Origin of the sequence: Lactiplantibacillus argentoratensis, assembly GCF_037290055.1 — a bacterium.
In the GTDB taxonomy this organism is placed as follows: Bacteria; Bacillota; Bacilli; order Lactobacillales; family Lactobacillaceae; genus Lactiplantibacillus; species Lactiplantibacillus plantarum.
The window spans coordinates 766,245-785,406 of the sequence record NZ_CP147647.1; the positions used below are offsets into that span (position 1 = coordinate 766,245).

A 19,162-nucleotide genomic window follows, 5' to 3' on the forward strand; every position below is an offset into this window, starting at 1 on the left:
GAACGTTCATGAAGATTGTCCGGAATGACCGTCACGCAACTATCATTATTGTTATGATTCATGAGATGAGTGTACAATAATATCAATGAGGTGATTAATATGAAAATTGGCATGCGGGCCAACCGACCGTTCATCATTACGGATGAACAGCATGGACAAACAGTTTTAAATGCGAAGACAGTTTTGGAAACGCTACATATGCCAGCAGCGGACCGGCAACTTGGCTCGCTTGAAACGTTTGCGCCACAAGAATTAGCGGCACCAATCACGGCCCCGCGACAGATTTTTGCGGTGGGGATGAACTACCGTGACCATTCGGCGGAGATCCACATTATGCTGCCGAAGGTTCCAAGTATCTTTACGAAGTTTAGTAGTTCACTGGCACCAGCGAACGTGACCGTGGCGACGCATGGTCCTGAGACCGACTGGGAAACCGAGCTAGTCGTGATGATTGGCAAGGGTGGGCGCGATATCGCGACGGCTGATGCAATGGCGCACGTGGCCGGAGTGATGGTTGGTGAAGACTTATCTGATCGAGCCGTTCAGTTCGAGAATGACAATCCCCAGTTTTCAATGGGGAAATCGTTTGAAAATTACGCACCAGTCGGGCCGTGGTTAACGACCGTCGATGAGTTAGCTAACTTAGACGATGAGGTGATCACGACCACTGTCAATGGCCAGACGATGCAGCAAGCGCCGTTGAGCCAACTGATCTTCAAGGTACCGGATTTAGTGCACTACCTGTCGACGGTCTGTGAGTTACAACCAGGTGATTTGATTTTTACTGGGACGCCTAGTGGAACCGGCGTTGGCCGCAATCCGCAAGTCTTTTTGCAAGCCGGCGATCAACTGCGCGGTCAAATCACGCATTTAGGAACACTAAATATCACGATTAAGTAAATAGCCATAGTCGGTAAGTGTGGCGGGTGAAGGTTTATATTATAACGCCCAGCACAGTACCGACTTTTTTGGTACCATGGGAATAGTAATTAAATAGGGGGATACCGGTGTCGGACCGGTTGTGAGTATTATGAAAAAGGTGTGGGTCGGACTATTATTAGGAAGTTTATTGTTAGCAGGTTGTTCGATGTCGTCCAAGTCGTCAGCGCCTAAGACAAAGCAACAGGCGACGTCAACCAAGGTGACATCCAAGCAGACTACTAATCAAAGTGCTACTACCAGCAGTGAATCATCATCGCCGGCTAAAGCAACCTTGTGGAATACGGGTAAGAAAGCGGCCTTGTCAACATTTATGGCGGCTTGGCAACGCGAGATGGGACAGACCTATGTTGGGACGTATGATGATAAAGTCCCTGATCACTTAGGCTTTCGCTTTCCCGAGGCTTTTTCTGATAGTAGTTTAGCCGGTCGAATCAAATGGGGCTCACAGTCTGTGGATCTCAAGTGGTCCAAGGATGGCGAAGATAGTAGTGCCTTTCAAGTAGTAGCGGTCGCAACGGGCGGTAAGGCGGATGCGCAATATCCAATCACGTACTTTTTCTGCTTGCATAATCGTCGGCCAGTCGTCTTTGTGACCCAGACGACTAATGGTAACGACCTGATTATTCATGATACGCAGAACAGTGCTTTGCAAGCCGGCTTTGCCAAGATCATTACGGGCAGTCGGCCGACGACGCTGACGGACAGTGCCCTCAACGTGAACATGAGTCGTGATGCGAAGGCTAACCAATGGCCTCAAGGTTATCAGGGGACTTGGTATTACTATGATAAGTACAATCACAAAATTAATTCGATGACGCAAAATGATACCGATGGGTTGAAGCTATCCTATGTGGCATCTGAGGGGCAAAAATGGATTCATATTATGGGGGCCGAGCAGACTGCTGGCGCCGGTAACTTTGAATACGTGCGTTATCATTATTTTGATGGCCATCAAATTCCAGTCCTAATGAATGCTAGTGGTGCGGGGGCCTGGTTCGATAATAACGCCTATCCTTCAGCAGCCGCGGCAAATCAAATGCGCGACTGGCAATATGGGGATGAATCAAAGACCAGTCCAGCCGCTGACGCATTAGATTAATCAAGGGTGTCACGATCGATAATTGGGCAGGGATAAATTAATCACTATGAAAATATAATATTAATATAAAAGCCGGGACAAATGCACGTAAATTGCCCCGGTTTTCATTTTGTAAAGTTTATGTATATATTGGGAAAGTTGAAATTGTTTTCTGAAAATAATGCTATACTATGACATAAGTTAACGGTGTCAAGACATCTAATGACCGGCGCATTCATGTGAACGGTGCGATATTTTAAAGCTGATTGTCGATCATGATTGCTGTCATTTTGGGGAATGGCGTGATGATGAAGATTACCGTCAACGTAGGTGTGTATGATTGGTCAAAGAGTAGGAAATTCAAAGAAAAAAGGTGTAGACATGCAGAAAAATACGGAACACACGCTCAACGTTACGATGACGATGATTTTGAAAATCGGCAGCGCCCGTTCATTGATTGCGGCTGCCTTAGCCGAGATTGCGGCCTATCGCTACGAGGCGGCGCGTGAAAAATTACGTCAGGCCGAAACTGAATTGCTGACGGCCCAGCGGTTGCAGATGCGACGACTGATCGAGAATGCCAAAGCGCAACGGTTTGTGCACTCGACACTCTTTATGAACGCCCAGTCGGCACTAGTTAGTGTGATGGGCGAACTACAGATGACTGAGAATCTGATTGGCGCTTTTGAACGCTGGGAGCCAGAAGCGGCTTAACGTGTGCGTAGGGCTGACCATTGAAAGGTGGCGGTGATGATTCATGATTAGAGCTTGGAAGATGGTACTCAGTAGCAACTTAGACGGATAGAGATGGGGTTAATAAATGACAGTTACTTTTAGCAATGAAGATGATCACAAGTTTCATAAGCTTACTGACCAATGTTTTACTGCCAATCCGAAATTACTGACAAAGGCAAATATATCAGTACCACTAACTACCCGTACCATTCAGCCACGACGCTACTTTGTGGCCACCAGGATCAATCAGGCTGCCTTAGCGACAGCCACGTGGCAACCAGTCACCGGTGCAATTGCGTTACATAAACATGAACGCTTGATTTATGATTTGGGAGCGCTATACGTCGGCCATTTTCAAGTTGCCATTGACGTGGCCGGTTCGCCGATGGACGCGCCGTTACTGATGCGGACACGGTTTGCTGAGCAATTACAAGAGCTAAGTGTCGATGCTAGTCGCGTGACCAGCTGGTTGCCCACAGCCTGGATTCAAGACGATACGCGCCACGTTGAATTATTGCCGACAACGGTCCAGTTTGAACGCCGCTACAGCTGTCGCTACATTATGTTAGAGCCGGTGGGCCAGTCGCTGAAGTGGCAGCCGGTGTTGGCGGATGCGGAGTTTGAAGAAACCATCGATGATTTTAGGCAAGCGGCGTAATAGCGTTGTTTACATTAATGATTATCGCTATCGTACGATGCAAGGAACCGTGTCATTATTGATAATGTTGGTTGTCGAGAATTGGTTGCTAGTCGCGTGACAAATTCATGGGCGGCAGAGGACGCATTCCACCCGCAATTGTCGTATAATGAATATATTCTTAAAAAACGAGGAGAATAATATGGCAACCACAACTCATTTTTACGAAACATTTCAACCAGAACATTACGATCTTTATATCAATATTAACCGGGCGGATAAGCTGATTTCGGGGAAATCAACGATTACCGGGGATGCTAAGGCGCAGGAAGTGCTGATTCATCAGAATGGTTTGACCATTGCTGGTGTCCAAGCCGATGGTGCGGACGTGCCCTTCACTGTGGATGATGCGATTCAAGGAATTCGAATTGAACTTGCCAAGGCCGGTCAAACAACTTTGACGATTACGTACAGCGCCAAATTGACGGACACGATGATGGGTATCTACCCATCATATTACGAAGTCAACGGCGTGAAGAAAGAACTAATCGGGACGCAGTTTGAAACGACCGCGGCTCGGCAAGCCTTTCCGTGTGTCGATGAACCAGAAGCTAAAGCGACTTTTGATCTTGCCATCAAGTACGATGAACATGATGGTGAAACGATCTTAAGCAACATGCCTGAAGATTATGAAGCCGATGGCGTGCATTACTTTGAAACCACGGTGCGGATGTCGACTTACTTGATTGCGTTTGCCTTTGGTGAATTACAAGGAAAGCAGACGAAGACCAAGAGTGGCGTGACCATCGGTGTTTTCGGTACTAAAGCTCACAAGGCTAACGAGCTCGACTTTGCTCTGGACATTGCCAAGCGCTCAATCGAGTTTTATGAAGATTTTTATCAGACGCCATATCCATTGCCACACTCATGGCAACTGGCTTTACCAGACTTCTCGGCTGGCGCGATGGAAAACTGGGGCTTAGTTACTTATCGGGAAGCTTACTTACTGTTAGATCCTGACAACACGGCCCTCGAAACGAAACAACGGGTCGCCACGGTGATTGCCCATGAACTTGCCCATCAATGGTTCGGTGATTTGGTTACGATGAAGTGGTGGGATGACCTCTGGTTAAATGAAAGTTTCGCCAACATGATGGAATATGTGGCGACGGATGCCTTAGAACCAGACTGGCATATTTGGGAAACTTTCCAAACGTCCGAAGCATCAATGGCGCTTCAACGGGATGCCACGGATGGGGTTCAGTCAGTCCACGTTCAGGTAGAAGATCCGGCCGAAATCGACTCGATTTTTGACGGGGCGATTGTCTACGCTAAGGGTGCGCGGATGTTAGTAATGGCGCGGGCCTTAGTTGGTGATGATGCCTTACGAGCAGGCTTGAAGCAGTACTTTATCAATCATAAATATGGTAATGCCAAGGGTGATGACTTGTGGAACGCCTTAGCAGATGCTTCTGGGATGCAAGTTGGAGACATCATGCATTCATGGCTGGAACAACCTGGCTATCCAGTGGTCACGGCAGCGGTTGTTGACGGTCAGTTGACCTTGTCACAACAACAGTTCTTCATCGGTGAAGGTGAAGAAGTCGGACGTCAATGGCAGATTCCGTTGAATAGCAACTATGAGGCGGCACCAGCGATTATGAAGGACCAAGCTGTGACGATCGGCGATTATGCCAAATTACGTGATGCGAGTGGGCAACCATTCCGCTTGAACGTTGGGAATAACTCCCACTTCATCGTCAAGTATGACCAAACGTTATTGGATGATATTCTAGCGCATGTTGATGACTTAACGGCCATTGACCAGTTACAGTTGTTACAAGACTTACGCTTGTTAGCTGAAGGTCGTCAAATCTCATACGCAGCCGTTGTGCCATTATTAAGCCGGTTTGCAGCTAGCCATTCAACGGTCGTTAACGCAGCGTTGTACCAAGTTGCGGGTAACTTACGTAAGTTTGTTATGCCAGATTCTGATGAAGAAAAGCATTTACAAACGTTATTTGACCAATTGAGTGCCGCTCAGGTTAAACGGTTAGGGTGGTTGCCACAAGCTGGTGAATCCAACGATGATCAGTTGACGCGGCCATACGTCTTGAGTGCGGCTTTGTACGCCAAGAATAGCGCGGCTGTATTGGCTGCCCATGAATTATTCGAAGGTAACCGTGATAAGTTAGCGACCTTACCAGCCGATGTGCGGGTCTTCATTTTACGGAATGAAGTCAAGAACTTTGGCAGTAAGGACTTATTCGATAGTTTATTGACGGCGTCACGGCAGACAGCCGATGCTAGTTACAAGGCTGACATTTGTGACGCACTGACCGCAACTACGGACCCCGAATTAATCAAACAGTTAGTTGTGAAGTTTGAAGATGCGGATACGATTAAGCCACAAGACTTGCGGGCCTGGTTCCGCGGTGTCTTGGCTAATCCAGCTGGTGAACAAGCAGCTTGGGACTGGATTCGCGACGAATGGTCATGGTTGGAAGCCACGGTTGGTGGTGACATGGAATTTACCACTTATATCACCGTCATTTCACGGGTCTTCCATACGGCTGAACGTTTAGCAGAATTCAAGGCGTTCTTTGAACCAAAGATCAACACGCCTGGTTTAACGCGTGAAATTAAGATGGATACGAAGGTAATCGCCAGTCGCGTTGCCTTAGTTGAAGATGAACGTGACGCTGTGAATGCGGCGGTCGCGGAAGTTGTAAAATAAGTTAATATTCGTTATAAAGGTAGTTCGATGCTGGACGTTTCAGCGCGGGCTACCTTTTTAGTTTGCAATCAAACCATGTTTAGTTTATTGCCAATGATTTAATAATTGATAGAAATAACTAACACTGGCCTACAGCGTCAGTTAAATATGATATGATATTGGTAATTATGGAGAGTAGACTTGATTAGTATTACGGCTAATTAATAGTCGTATAGATGGGAGGACCTATGATGGCAAGTGGACATCAATCTGAGGCGGAATTAGAAAATCACCTCATTCGAAAGTTACAAAGCATTGGCTATCATTACGTTGAAATTCCCGATGTTGAAACGCTAAACACACATTTTCGTGCGGTCTTGAGTGAACGTAATCAAGAACGCTTAAAGGGAACACCACTGAGTGACCGTGAATTTCAGGCCGTATTAAATGATTTGATTGGCGCTAAGACGCATTATCAAGTTGCCCAAATTTTACGTGGCTCAGTTGTTCAGCCAACTGGGAAAATTAATATTAAACGTGATGATGATAGCAGCTTATACCTAGAAATTTTTAATGGAAAACAATTTGATCAGAATATTTTTGAAGTTAGCCATCAAATGACGGTTGAAGGTCGTCATGAGAACCGCTATGATGTGCTGATCTTGATCAACGGGATGCCAATTGCCCAAATTGAGTTGAAGCGGCAAGGGGTTGAATTTACTCAGGCTTTTAATCAAATTATTCGCTACCGAACTGAATCGTACGCACAAGCAAAACTCATGCGACTGGTTCAGGTATTTGTCATTTCCAATGGCAATGAAACGCGGTATTTTGCGAATGGCGATGGTGAGTTAAATTCAAACTTCATGTTCTACTGGACGGATGAACATAATAACTGGTTGAATGACTTGGACGCTTTTACGACCACTTTCTTGAGTAAACCACGGTTACATAGTTTAATCGCAAAATATACGGTGTTCGATAGTAGTGACCATAAAATGTTATTAATGCGCCCTTATCAAATATATGCCACTGAGGCAATTATTAAGCAAGCTATCGACCACCCCCATGAAAATGGGTATGTGTGGCACACGACGGGTTCTGGTAAGACGATTACCTCCTTTAAGGCCAGTCAGTTGTTATTACAAGAAACGGATGCTGAAAAGGTTATCTTCATGATTGACCGTGCTGACTTGGATATTCAGACGGTAAAAAATTTTAGTGCCTATCTGCCTGAAACAACTGGGGGCCAGAGTCCCTTGGATCGGACTGACAATACTGCTGCATTAGTCAAGCAGCTGTCCTCTAATGATAATGGCTTAATCGTGACGACCATTCAGAAGATGAATAATGCGGTCTCTAATGATCGGTATAAAGATATTCTGACACCGTACCATGACCGCAAAGTAATCTTCATTGAAGATGAAAGCCATCGTAGCCAGATGGGTGAAATGCGAAAAAACGTGAACCATTGGTTTAAGAATGCCCAACACTTCGGGTTCACAGGAACCCCGATTTTTCAACAGAACATGGGACCCGATGGGCGGACCACAAAAGATCTGTATGAGAATCAGTTGCATCAATACTTGATTCGTGATGCAGTTCGTGATGGTAACGTGCTTGGTTTTTCGATTCAGTATCTGTCGACCTTTGAAGAGACTGACCATGACATTACAGACGAACAAGTACCAGGAATTGATACGCAAGAGGTCTATGAGTCCGAGGAGCGATTGACCAAGATTGTCGAGCATATCTTGTTGAATCATAGCCATATTACAAAGAATAAGCATTACAATGCAATCTTTACGGTAGCGAATACACGCATGGCTCTAAAGTACTATCAGTTGTTTAGAAGGTTGGACCCTGATCATAATTTGAAGGTCACGACAATCTTTACGTGGGCTGCCAATGAGGACGACAACGAGGAACACCAAAAACAGGATGATGTCACTTCACGGATGGGATTAGATCAAGTCGTGAAGGACTATAATCAAATGTACGGTACGGATTTTTCAACGGATAAATTCAAAGATTATTTTGCGGATGTTTCTAAGCGGATGCGCGATCATAATGACCAAACGCCGACGGATAATATTGATATTTTGATTGTTGTGAACATGTTCCTAACCGGGTTTGACTCCAAACGGTTGTCCACACTATACGTGGATAAAAATTTGCAATGGCACGGTTTAATCCAAGCATTTTCTCGAACCAATCGTGTTGAGGGCAAACAAAAACCATTCGGAAATATTATTGCTTATCGAAATATCAAAAATAAGACGGATGAGGCTGTAGCGTTGTTTTCAGACGGGGACAGTTCCGGCTTCTTAGCACCAGATTATGATGAATTAAAAGCTGAATTTACTGACAAGATTGGCCAATTACTGACGGTGACTCCAGATGTCCAGTCAGTGGACGACCTCTATAACCGAGGCGATGACGCACTATATGAGTTTGTGATGGCGTTTCGGGCGGTCCTCCGGGTATATAATCGTATTCGCGTGTATGATGATTTTGAATGGGCGCAATATGAACCTGAATTTTCGGATCAGCTGATGGAAGCCTTTCGGGGCAAATATTTTACGGCTTATCAAACGATTTACCAACGTAAAACGCAGGAGCGCGTCTCAATATTAGATGACGTTGACTTTGATATCAGTCTATTGGAGACTGATACCATCAATGTTGACTATATTGTGAACTTAATCTCAGGCATTGACTTAATGTCGTCGACCGAACGTAAGCAAGATATTCAGAAAATTGAACATTTGTTGGATAATGCGACCAATGACCAATTAAAGTCGAAGGTTGAATTGTTGGAACAATTTTTGAATGAAGTTTTGCCAACGCTCGATACAGACGATGATATCGGCATGTCGTTGAGTAACTTTATGGCCGAGAGCCAGCGAGCTGCCATTAAGGGCTTTTCACAAGAACACCACCTTTCGGAAGACTTCGTTAACGAGCAGATTTCTGACTACAACTTCTACGGTAAGACCAAGGACAAAGAGATTATTGACAAGTTAAGTGCTAATGGGCTCGGCTTTCGAGAGAAACGGCAGGCCAAACGCGAGATTAAGGATTTTGTATCGACTATTGACCGGAAGTATTCACTAAGCTAGGAGAATGAATTTAATGAGTCATATTGAACAGGCCGAACAACAGGCTGAACTACAAAAAAGATTATGGGCTGTGGCAAATGATTTGCGCGGTAATATGGATGCCAGTGAGTATCGAAACTATATCTTAGGATTGATCTTTTATCGTTTTTTGTCCGAAAAAGTTGAAAACTATGCAAATGAGTTACTTCAAGACGATGATGTTGACTTTGCAGATGCGGAACAAGATGCCGATTTGATGCAAGATTTGAAGGATGAAGTGATTGACGTCTTAGGGTTCTTCATTGAACCACGATATCTATTTACGACTATGGTCAAGAAGATTAACGCTGGTGATTTTGACGTTGAAATGTTACAAAATGCCATCAACGAAGTCCAGAATTCGACCTTAGGCAAAGAGTCAGAAAGTGACTTTAAAGGGCTATTCGAAGACTTGGATTTGCAGTCATCACGGTTAGGAAATACAGTTGCCAAGCGTAGTGAACTGATTGCCAAAGTGATTTTATCCTTGTCGAATATTGATTTTGGTGAACAAGATATTAAAATCGATATTTTGGGTGATGCCTATGAATATTTGATTGGTCAATTTGCCGCTTCGGCCGGGAAAAAGGCGGGCGAATTTTATACGCCACAACAGGTTTCTAAGTTATTGGCAAGAATTGTTACGGCTGGTAAAGATCGTTTGAAGACGGTTTATGATCCTACGATGGGCTCCGGGTCGCTGTTATTACAATTGGGTAATTACGCAACGATTGGAAACTACTATGGTCAAGAAATCAACGGTACGACTTACAACTTGGCGCGGATGAACTTGTTGATGCATGAGGTTAGTTATAATCGGTTTGATTTACGTCAAGGCGATACTTTAGAGGAAGATCACTTTGATGATCTAACTTTTGACGCTGTCGTTGCCAATCCACCTTATTCGGCTAAGTGGAATCCAGATGATAAATTAGATGATGAACGTTTTCGGAAATATGGGAAGACGGCACCAAAGTCGAAGGCGGATTTTGCGTTTGTCGAACACATGCTCTATCACTTAAATAATGAAGGTACGATGGCAGTTGTATTACCACATGGTGTCTTATTCCGCGGTGCTGCGGAAGGAAAAATCCGACAGTACATGATTGAACATGACAACGTCTTAGATGCCGTCATCGGATTACCAGCGAACTTATTCTACGGAACTAGTATTCCGACCGTTGTATTGGTCTTCAAGAAGGGACGCGAACGTCAGGATATCTTCTTTATTGACGCGTCTAATGATTTTGAAAAGGGTAAGAACCAAAACAACTTAACGGACGAAAATGTCGATAAGATTTTGGAAACCCTTGAAAAACGTGAAGATGTGGATAAGTATGCTCATCGTGCAGAAGTAGCTGAGATTTTGGAAAACGAGTATAACTTAAACATTCCGCGATACGTCGATACATTCGAAGAGGAACCACCTGTTGATGTGGATAAGTTGGTTAAAGAAATGGGTGAAGCGGATGTCAAAATCAACGACCTACAATCTGAATTATCCGGAATGATGGCCGATTTAGTGGCGACTGACCCTGTCGCTCAACAGCAGCTTGAGGCCATTAAGAGGATGTTACAATGAAAAACGAAAATTTAGTGCCAAAAGTGCGGTTTAAGGGCTTTAGTGACCCTTGGGAGCAGCGTAAGCTTGGAGAGCTAAGTAATGGATTTACGTATGGACTAAATGCATCTGCAAAAGCATACGATGGTAAACATCAGTATCTGAGAATTACAGATATTGATGACGAGACACGCACATTTAAACAAACACATTTAACCTCACCGGATATTGATTTTATACGTGATAATAGTTATGTATTGAAATTAGGTGATATTGTCTTTACGCGAACTGGAGCAAGTACGGGAAAGACTTTTATCTACAGAACTGCAGACAGTATTGTTTATTACGCCGGTTTTTTAATAAAAATGTCTGTTAGAGAAGACATAGATTCGGAATTTGTTTTTCAAAATACTTTAACAACATCTTTTAATAGATTTGTAAAAGTGATGTCGCAACGATCTGGCCAACCTGGAATCAACTCAAAAGAATATGCCCGCTTTAAGTTATATATTCCTAAACTAAAAGAACAGGTATTAGTGGGTAACATGCTATTATTGATTGATAACCTTATCGCTGCCAATGAGGATAAACTAGAACAGTTAAAAACTCTCAAAAAGTTGATGATGCAAAAGATTTTTTCTCAGGAATGGCGCTTCAAGGGATTCACTGACCCATGGGAGCAGCGTAAGCTTGGTGAGCTGTTTAATGAACGAAAAGAGAAGTCTTCTCAAGGTGAACTTTTATCAGTAACTATAAATTCGGGTATTGTGAAGTTTGATACATTGGATCGAAAAAATAATTCTAGTGCAGATAAAAGCAACTATCGAGTTGTTCGGTATGGAGATATTGCATATAACTCGATGCGAATGTGGCAGGGGGCGAGTGGGTTGTCGATGTATAATGGTATTGTGAGTCCTGCATATACTGTTATTACACCACGCACCAACACTGATGCAGGGTTCATGGCGGTAAATTTCAAAAGAAAATCAATGATTCAAGTATTTCAAAGAAATTCCCAGGGCTTAACTTCAGACACTTGGAATCTAAAATTTCCAGTATTGAAAAATATTAGAATTAGTATTCCAAAAATTACAGAGCAACAAATTATTACAGAACTTTTTACAGTAATTAATAACCTTATCGCTGCCAATGAAGATAAACTAAACCAACTTAAAGAGTTGAAGAAATATTTAATGCAAAATATGTTTGTTTAAATTCATGGATTTTTTACGGGCTATCCCTACTGAACAGCGATAGTATTAATTTATTTGTAAGTGTCAATTTTAGCCAAATGAATAATTATTCATGTATAAATGAGTTAGCGGCCGCACAAGTGGTTGTTAACTCATTTTTTGGAGGTTTCTTATGGCACAGCATGTTAAGTTTCATCAGTATTTTTTTCAGTGGATGCAGCTCTATAAATTAGACGCGGTCCGTCCAGTGACTTATCGCAAATATGAAATGTCACATCGGCAATTGGTAACGTTAGCGCCGGATCTAAAGATGGCTGATTTATCAAGGCTGACATATCAGCAATTGCTCAATGATTATGCGGAAACCCATGAACGGCAAACGACAATGGACTTTCATCGTCATTTAAAAGGTTCACTTATTGATGCGTTGGAAGAAGGGTTTATCGATCGCGACCCGACACGGAAAGCAATTATCAAGGGAATTAAGCATCGTCAACATAAAACGAAGTATCTACATCAGTATGAGTTGCAGGCATTGTTAAATGAATTAAACCTGAACAACGAAGTCAATTGGGACTACTTCATCTTGCTGATTGCTAAGACTGGAATTCGTTTTGCAGAAGCCTTAGGTGTTACTCCTGCTGATTTCGATTTTGCTCACCAAACACTTTCAATTAGTAAAACTTGGGATTATAAATCTGCCAAAAGTGACTTCGCACCTACCAAAAATAACTCATCAGTCCGTAAAGTACCGCTGGATTGGCAGACTGTGATTCAATTTTCCCAGTTGACTAAAAAGCTGCCCGAAGATCAACCAATTTTTGTTCAAGCAAAAGTTTATAATGATACGGTTAATCATTATTTGGAGCGTCTATGCAAGCACGCATCTATTCCTGTGATTTCAGTCCATGGTTTGCGACATACACATGCTTCATTATTATTGTATGCTGGTGTTAGTATCGCCTCAGTAGCTCGACGGTTAGGTCATTCTAATATGACGACTACACAGCAGACTTATTTACACATCATTCAAGAATTAGAAAACCAGGATAACGATAAGGTCATGAAACATCTGGCAAGTCTAATATAGACGATAGGATTTACTTTAATAAGTGCATATCGAAACGTCCTCAAATGCTGAGGGCGTTTTTCAAATTATACTCATTGGCAGCGATAAGGTTATCAATCAAATGCAACATATGCCCAATACTGGATTGTTCTATCGAGCTTGGAACCGGTAGAAACTGTTTTAAAACATCTCTTTCAACCAAATTTGACATCATTCTGGCATTAGTAGTGGACCTTTTCAGCAAAGGGCCGATACTTCTTTCGTTATGAATAAAATATTTCCAATAGAACAAATCTAATTTCATTACAGGACTGTACACGTCAAAAATATGAGATACAATTCCGTCGCCTAAAGTGTTTTCTACAAATCTTCCATTAGCAAACTCTTTAGTTGTATGACCTTCGAAAACTATATCCCCCATTTTGACAATATTATAAGTTTTCATATAATCATCTGATGAACGCGAAGCGTCAGGCTTTTTCCACGTCATTGTTGCTACCGAAATAATTTTATCTGAAGAAAAAAGCGAGTTATTTTTCAGTTTGCTTTTAAAAAACAATTCAGAAAACTTACGCTGCTCCCAAGTTTTCAGGCTTATCGGTCATATATTAGGAACTGGTACTTGGGAGCAGCGTAAGTTACTAGAAATTGCAGATCGTCTTTCGAAATCATCTAATAGTGAGAATTTAGCACATGTTGAATATGCCGATATTATATCAGGAGAGGGGAGACTTAAATCGGAGAGTCTTATTCAAAAGCGTACCGATAGCAGGTCAGGTATTCAATTTGTTGCTCAAAATGTTCTTTATGGTAAATTACGCCCATATCTCAATAATTGGTTATTCCCGAACTTTCCTGGGATTGCAGTTGGTGACTTTTGGGTTTTTCAAGCTAAGAAGGGTATATTCGCTCCGTTCTTGTACGCCCTAATACAAAGTCCAAAGTATCAGCAAGTTGCTAATATCTCTACGGGAACCAAGATGCCTAGGTCTGACTGGAAAAAGGTATCTGGGATACACTTTGAAGTTCCAATCGAATTTAATGAACAACGAAAAATAGGTCATTTTTTTCTAAGGCTTGATAGCCTTATCGCTGCCAATGAGCAAGTCCCGAAATTAGTCATTAAAATAGTAAAGAATTTTCTAGCTAATTCATTGCATTTAAACTAATGGTTATGATTAGGTATAGGACATTTAGCGTGAGTAAAATGAGATAAAATAATCATCTTAAGCACAGCTTGAAAGTTGGCATCAATCACCCGGAGAGTATAAATCAATAATTATGCCACATTTGGTTTAATACTAGTATAATTATCAAGATTAAAAATAATTATGCTGATTTGTGGGTGCTTCTGCATTATTTGAATAACAACCGTAGAAGTACCTTTGAAAAGCACCAATTCGCAAGCCAAGCAGAAATGCCAAGTTGACTAGCTCATAATCTGGTTCACCATACCAAATGAAATCATGTTTCCCTAACTACCTAATCAACCGCAATAACACGCACACCACAATAATCCACGTCTTTCTGATTGCCAAACTGTCGCATGACCTCGCCGTGCGTGACGCAGGCGATGCAATCATAAGATGCGGCATATTTATTCAAAGTTGCCAAAACTCGGGTCTTCATTTCAGCTGCCGTTTCGTAAGGAAGGGGACTAGCGATGGTGCGCTTGCCGGCGTGTTGTCGATAGAGCTTGTAGGCCGTGGCCGCTTGTTCATCGGTATCAGTCCGACTACCCGTGCTATCGGGCAGCCACTCGTGTAATCCAAGTTCGACCTTTAGTGGAATATCATTAAAACGCACAATTTCCAGTGCCGTTTGTAAGGCGCGCGTGTAGGGGGATGACAGAATTAATTGGACTTGTGCAAATAACGGCTGCTGGGCGCATTGTTGTGTCAGCATAATACCACGGTCGGTTAAGGCGCCGAGTTCACGGCCGAAACCAGTTAATCCAGCTGTAGTGACCTGTTGATAAGTTGGTTCGGAGTGACGAATGAGATAGACTTTCATCGATTAGGACTTCCTTCATCGGAGTTATATTATTAATCTCATTATTGGCACCTTTTTACCTGAGGAACGACAAAAAAACGACACTTCGAAAAATGAAGTGTCGTTTTCGTTAGACCTGATGACGTTATGATTACCGATTTTTACCATAGAAACCGAGTGTGACGACGGATAATAACAGTCCTAGGATGACCGCTAATTTGCCAGTCTGTTCGTCGGTTTGTGGTAACTGGGCTGAGTGTTCAGTGACGGGACTCGTTGTTTTGACCAAACTTACCTGGGCGGCCGCGGGTTTAAGCGTTGGTTTCACGGTCGTTGCTGGTTTTACAGTTACCGCTGGTTGAGTCGGCTTAATACGATCCGGCTGCGTTACGGTTGTTCCTGGTTCGTTAGGCGTCTCGGGTGTGGTTGGCTCAACAGGCTTAATCGGCTTAGTCGGTTGTTCCGGTTCTTCGGGATCAATAATATCGTCGGTACCAGTCGTGTCAGTTGCTTGGTAGACGTACGTGACGTCTACGTTATCAGCAGTGAAGAGACCCATGGCATTTTCCGGCTGACCAACGAGTTCATGATCAGTGAACGTCAGGGGCACGGTTTGATAAGTGGTTCCCGTCTTGCCGCTCAGCACGGTTGGTTCGTTTAGTTTAATGCCGTCCTTGGTCATGTAATGCACCGTAACGGTTCCTTGGGTATCTGGAATTGTGGGGGTGTTTACAGTGTAAACATAGGTCACAGTCTTCGCGGTAGTTCCGAACGTCCCACTGACGTCACCCTGCACAGCCTTGAAGGTGTAACCATCGATAACCAGCTGTTCAGTCGAGTAGCTGTCACCTAAATACCCGCTGTGAACAACGTCAGGATGGATAGACTTACCATGCTCATCCAGATACTTGGCAGTGACGGGTAGCCCAGCCGTCCGTTCATAGACGTAGGTCACAGTCTTAGCAGAAGTCCCGAACGTCCCACTGACGTCACCCTGAACGGCTTTAAAGGTGTAACCATCGATAACCAGTTGTTCAGTCGAGTAGCTGTCGCCTAAATACCCACTGTGAACGACATCAGGATGGATCGACTTACCATTTTGGTCCTGATACTTGGCAGTGACCGGCTGTCCAGCTGTCCGCTCGTAAATGTAAACGACGCGTTGTGGCTGCAAAGTATAGGTACCAGTCGTGTTACCCTGTGTCGATTTTACCGTATAGCCGTTAATGTTCAGCGGTGACGTTTCATAGGGCTGTCCTAATTGACCTTGACCGCTTAATACGCTATCGGCGGCTAACTGCTTGCCGTTTTCGTCTAAATACTGAACTGTGATATCGCCCGCATCTTCACGAGCGTAGATGTAGATGACGGTTTGCGCTTGGTCGCTGAATTGTCCAGTAGCGTTCGCCGGCGTTTGAATTAAGCGGTAGTTTTCAATCGCCTTGGCGCTAGTCTGGTAGGGGCGACCGAGCTGACCGTCACCAGTTAGGACGTCGTCGGGAGCTAAGGTCGTGCCGTTAGCGTCTTGATACTTCACCGTGATATGACCGGCATTCGAGCGCGCATACTGGTAAATAACAGTTTGCGTGTCGGTTGAAAAGGTCCCGGTGGCGTTCGCGGGTGTGACGACTAGGTGAAAGTTAGAAATTGAAATGGCTGTCGTTTGATAGGCTGCTCCTAGCTGTTCTTTACCGTCTAAAAGCTTGTCGGGGGCAAGTTGGTTACCGGCACTATCTTGATACTTAACAACGATCTGGCCAGCATCGCGGCGCACATAGACGTAAATGACTGTCTGTTCCTGGTCTGTGAAAGTGCCCGTGGCGTTTGTCGGCGTTGTCTTCAGGGTGTAATTTTCAATGTCCAATGGTTCAGTCGTATAAGCCTTGCCGAGTGATTGGGAGCCGGAAATTGTCTTATCGGGTTTTAATTGGTTTCCTTGCTTATCTTGATATTTCACCGTAATGTTACCGGCGTCTAAGCGGACATAGACAAACGTGATGCTTTGCGGATCAGTCGTGAAAACGCCAGCCGCATTGCCGATAGTTTGCTGTAATTTAAAATGGTCAAAGGTTGGCGCATCTAAATTGTAGGCGTTACCGAGATTGTGTTTTCCAGGTAGAATTTGCGGCTCGTAGACTAAGTTGCCGTTAGTATCGACCATGTGAATCGTAATGTCGCCGGCGTCCTTACGAGTATAGTAATAAGTGACGGTCTGGGTATCCGCCGTGAAGACGCCACTGGCATTGCCGACAATGTTCGTAAAGTCATAATTGGGTAGGTCGTCATCAATGCGTTGAGTCGTGTAAGGCTGACCGACGATGCCGTTTAAGGTGAGGTCGGCGGTGACTAAGGATTCACCGGTAAGCGCGTCGACGTATTTGACCGTGATGGGCGCAGCAGTGGCGGCTAAGACGTACGGACGGACGACGACAAAGTTGTTACCGTCAGAAGCGGCGGTCATGAAATAATAATCGGCCATGGGAATAACCGTGGTACCGTTAAAGTTCGGACCTGTTAGTCCGGGTTGCTGGGGCTTCATATTCGTGTAGTAGATATGACCGTTGCTGTCGTAATTACCACCGCCCGCACCGTTAAAGTACCAGCGAACGTAAAGCTGACCGTTTTTGTAGAAAACAGTTTCCCCGACGCCGCCATTGGGTTTCAGTTGAACCTTAGTGCCATCCTGCAAATAGCAATCAATCGCCAGCGTCGCAATATTATTATCTGCACTAATATAGGCGGGTGGTAATGTGATAAATTGGTTACTGAATGTGCCTTTAAGATTCTTGAATCCTTTAAGCGGTGAGAAATCTGAAATGTGGTTATAGGCGGCATCGACCTCCGTTAGATTCTTTAAGTTTGCGAGCGGTGAAATGTCCGTGATCCGGTTTTGCTGAATATTGACCACTTGGAGTTTTTGTAAGTTGGCTAATGGTGAAATATCAGTGACATCACTATAGTAGCTGCCAGACGGTGCGTTCAAGTTGTTGTTGAGCCAGACTGTCGTAAGGTTAGTGGCATATTGTAGTCCTTCTAATGAGTAGGAAGTCTTGCCGTCGATGTAAGTGTCCTTGCCATAGTAGGTGGTCAGTAGTAGCATATCTGCCTTAGTGATGTCTGCAGCTGAGTTCCAGGTACGATCTGGGTTCTGTTTGCGCAGTTGACTGAGTACCTCTTGTTGTAATAACGTATTCGGCATCCAATCGTTAATATTTTCCTGCGCGGTGCGGCTAGTGGCGCGAACGACCGGTTGGTTAGTTTTCAAAACCAGCTTTTCCTGGTTTACATTGGTAACAATTTTATCATCGGTTAACGCTGAGCTAGTCGTGGACTGAGTATTCACCCCGATGGTAGTTGAGTTGGACGACGCGGTCGCGGCTTGCTGGCTTGGTTGCTTGGAAGCTTGATTATCGGTTGTCGTTGCTTTAGCTTGACTATCAGTCGCTGATTCAGTGTTTGATTCGGTAGTTGGTTCAGTAGTTGATGCGGAGGCTGTTTGAGCTGGTGCGGTTTGAGTTGGGTGCTTAATATCCGTGGTCGGTGTTGATTCTGACGTGGTAGTTGCTTGAGATTGTGATGCTGGATTTGCTGATTGTTGTTGTGGGTTGGTGTTCGCTGACGACGAGTGCTCAGAGGGACTTCCGGTTGATGTGGTGGGTGACGTGGCTGCGACTGCTGACTGGTCGGATTTTATCGTGGATACTGATGTAGAAGTATCCGCTTTCAAATTGACCTGAGTAGCGTTAACTTGAGTATTCGTATTCAACTGACTGTTGGTCGGTTCGTTGGTTGTGGTCGTGACTGTATCGTCAGCAGACGCCGCCTGATTGGCAATCGTTAAGGTTGTCAGTATCATGGCGGTTGCGCTCGTGATTACCCATCGCGATTGGTGACGTTTATTCTGATTATTAACATTGTTTGGTTTCAAAGATCCCCACTCCTTCAAAATACTTATATAATGTCGTTGACAATTTAAGGGTAACATTGTCATTGTCGTTAGTCTAATAAATGATAATTTAATTATTGGGAACTAATTGTGTCTGTCAATGTTAGCCAGCTGCATAATAGTTGACGTAAGCATAAGATTGATTATAATTTA

At 43.9% G+C, this 19,162-nt stretch carries 13 protein-coding genes; 10 read left to right on the plus strand and 3 right to left on the minus strand.

The features are described from left to right. Positions 1 to 99: 99 nt before the first annotated feature. From V7R88_RS03530 to V7R88_RS03570, 9 genes are all read left to right on the plus strand, one after another. Positions 100 to 900 (plus strand): fumarylacetoacetate hydrolase family protein, encoded by an 801-nt coding sequence (locus V7R88_RS03530; protein WP_338816452.1) that lies wholly within the window; start codon positions 100 to 102, stop codon positions 898 to 900. A gap of 130 nt (positions 901 to 1,030) precedes the next feature. Beyond that, complete coding sequence (locus V7R88_RS03535) at positions 1,031 to 2,041, plus strand: DUF4767 domain-containing protein (RefSeq protein ID WP_338816598.1); 1,011 nt, start codon at positions 1,031 to 1,033, stop codon at positions 2,039 to 2,041. A 360-nt stretch (positions 2,042 to 2,401) separates the two neighbouring features. Continuing rightward, positions 2,402 to 2,734, plus strand: coding sequence for a PTS lactose/cellobiose transporter subunit IIA (locus V7R88_RS03540; RefSeq protein WP_338816454.1), 333 nt, complete (start codon positions 2,402 to 2,404; stop codon positions 2,732 to 2,734). Between the two features lie 106 nt (positions 2,735 to 2,840). Then, positions 2,841 to 3,413, plus strand: coding sequence for an alpha-L-rhamnosidase (locus V7R88_RS03545; protein WP_338816455.1), 573 nt, complete (start codon positions 2,841 to 2,843; stop codon positions 3,411 to 3,413). 181 nt (positions 3,414 to 3,594) lie between these two features. Then, entirely contained in the window at positions 3,595 to 6,129 is a 2,535-nt protein-coding gene (locus tag V7R88_RS03550) for a M1 family metallopeptidase (protein ID WP_338816456.1), read from the plus strand. A 227-nt stretch (positions 6,130 to 6,356) separates the two neighbouring features. Next, entirely contained in the window at positions 6,357 to 9,230 is a 2,874-nt protein-coding gene (locus V7R88_RS03555) for a type I restriction endonuclease subunit R (RefSeq protein WP_338816457.1), read from the plus strand. A gap of 13 nt (positions 9,231 to 9,243) precedes the next feature. Further along, positions 9,244 to 10,830 (plus strand): type I restriction-modification system subunit M, encoded by a 1,587-nt coding sequence (locus V7R88_RS03560; RefSeq protein WP_053338750.1) that lies wholly within the window; start codon positions 9,244 to 9,246, stop codon positions 10,828 to 10,830. Beyond that, positions 10,827 to 12,023 (plus strand): restriction endonuclease subunit S, encoded by a 1,197-nt coding sequence (locus tag V7R88_RS03565; protein ID WP_338816458.1) that lies wholly within the window; start codon positions 10,827 to 10,829, stop codon positions 12,021 to 12,023. Before V7R88_RS03560 ends, V7R88_RS03565 begins: the two co-directional genes overlap by 4 nt. Before the next feature lie 151 nt (positions 12,024 to 12,174). Continuing rightward, a complete protein-coding gene (locus V7R88_RS03570; protein WP_015379944.1) occupies positions 12,175 to 13,092 on the plus strand; it encodes a site-specific integrase in 918 nt (305 codons plus the stop codon). Between the two features lie 40 nt (positions 13,093 to 13,132). On the opposite strand, the gene V7R88_RS03575 is transcribed toward V7R88_RS03570, so the two are convergent. Continuing rightward, complete coding sequence (locus V7R88_RS03575; RefSeq protein ID WP_338816459.1) at positions 13,133 to 13,516, minus strand: restriction endonuclease subunit S; 384 nt, start codon at positions 13,514 to 13,516, stop codon at positions 13,133 to 13,135. Between the two features lie 97 nt (positions 13,517 to 13,613). On the opposite strand from V7R88_RS03575, the gene V7R88_RS03580 reads away from it, so the two are divergent. Continuing rightward, positions 13,614 to 14,240, plus strand: a complete 627-nt coding sequence (locus V7R88_RS03580) for a restriction endonuclease subunit S (RefSeq protein ID WP_338816460.1) — start codon at positions 13,614 to 13,616, stop codon at positions 14,238 to 14,240. A 313-nt stretch (positions 14,241 to 14,553) separates the two neighbouring features. Here V7R88_RS03580 and V7R88_RS03585 read toward each other — a convergent pair whose 3' ends face one another. Both V7R88_RS03585 and V7R88_RS03590 read right to left on the minus strand, forming a co-directional pair. After that, entirely contained in the window at positions 14,554 to 15,084 is a 531-nt protein-coding gene (locus tag V7R88_RS03585) for a histidine phosphatase family protein (RefSeq protein ID WP_338816461.1), read from the minus strand. 130 nt (positions 15,085 to 15,214) lie between these two features. After that, positions 15,215 to 18,991 carry a MucBP domain-containing protein gene (locus V7R88_RS03590; protein WP_338816462.1) on the minus strand — a complete coding sequence of 1,259 codons (3,777 nt, stop codon included), beginning with the start codon at positions 18,989 to 18,991 and terminating at the stop codon, positions 15,215 to 15,217. Between the last annotated feature and the right edge of the window lie 171 nt (positions 18,992 to 19,162).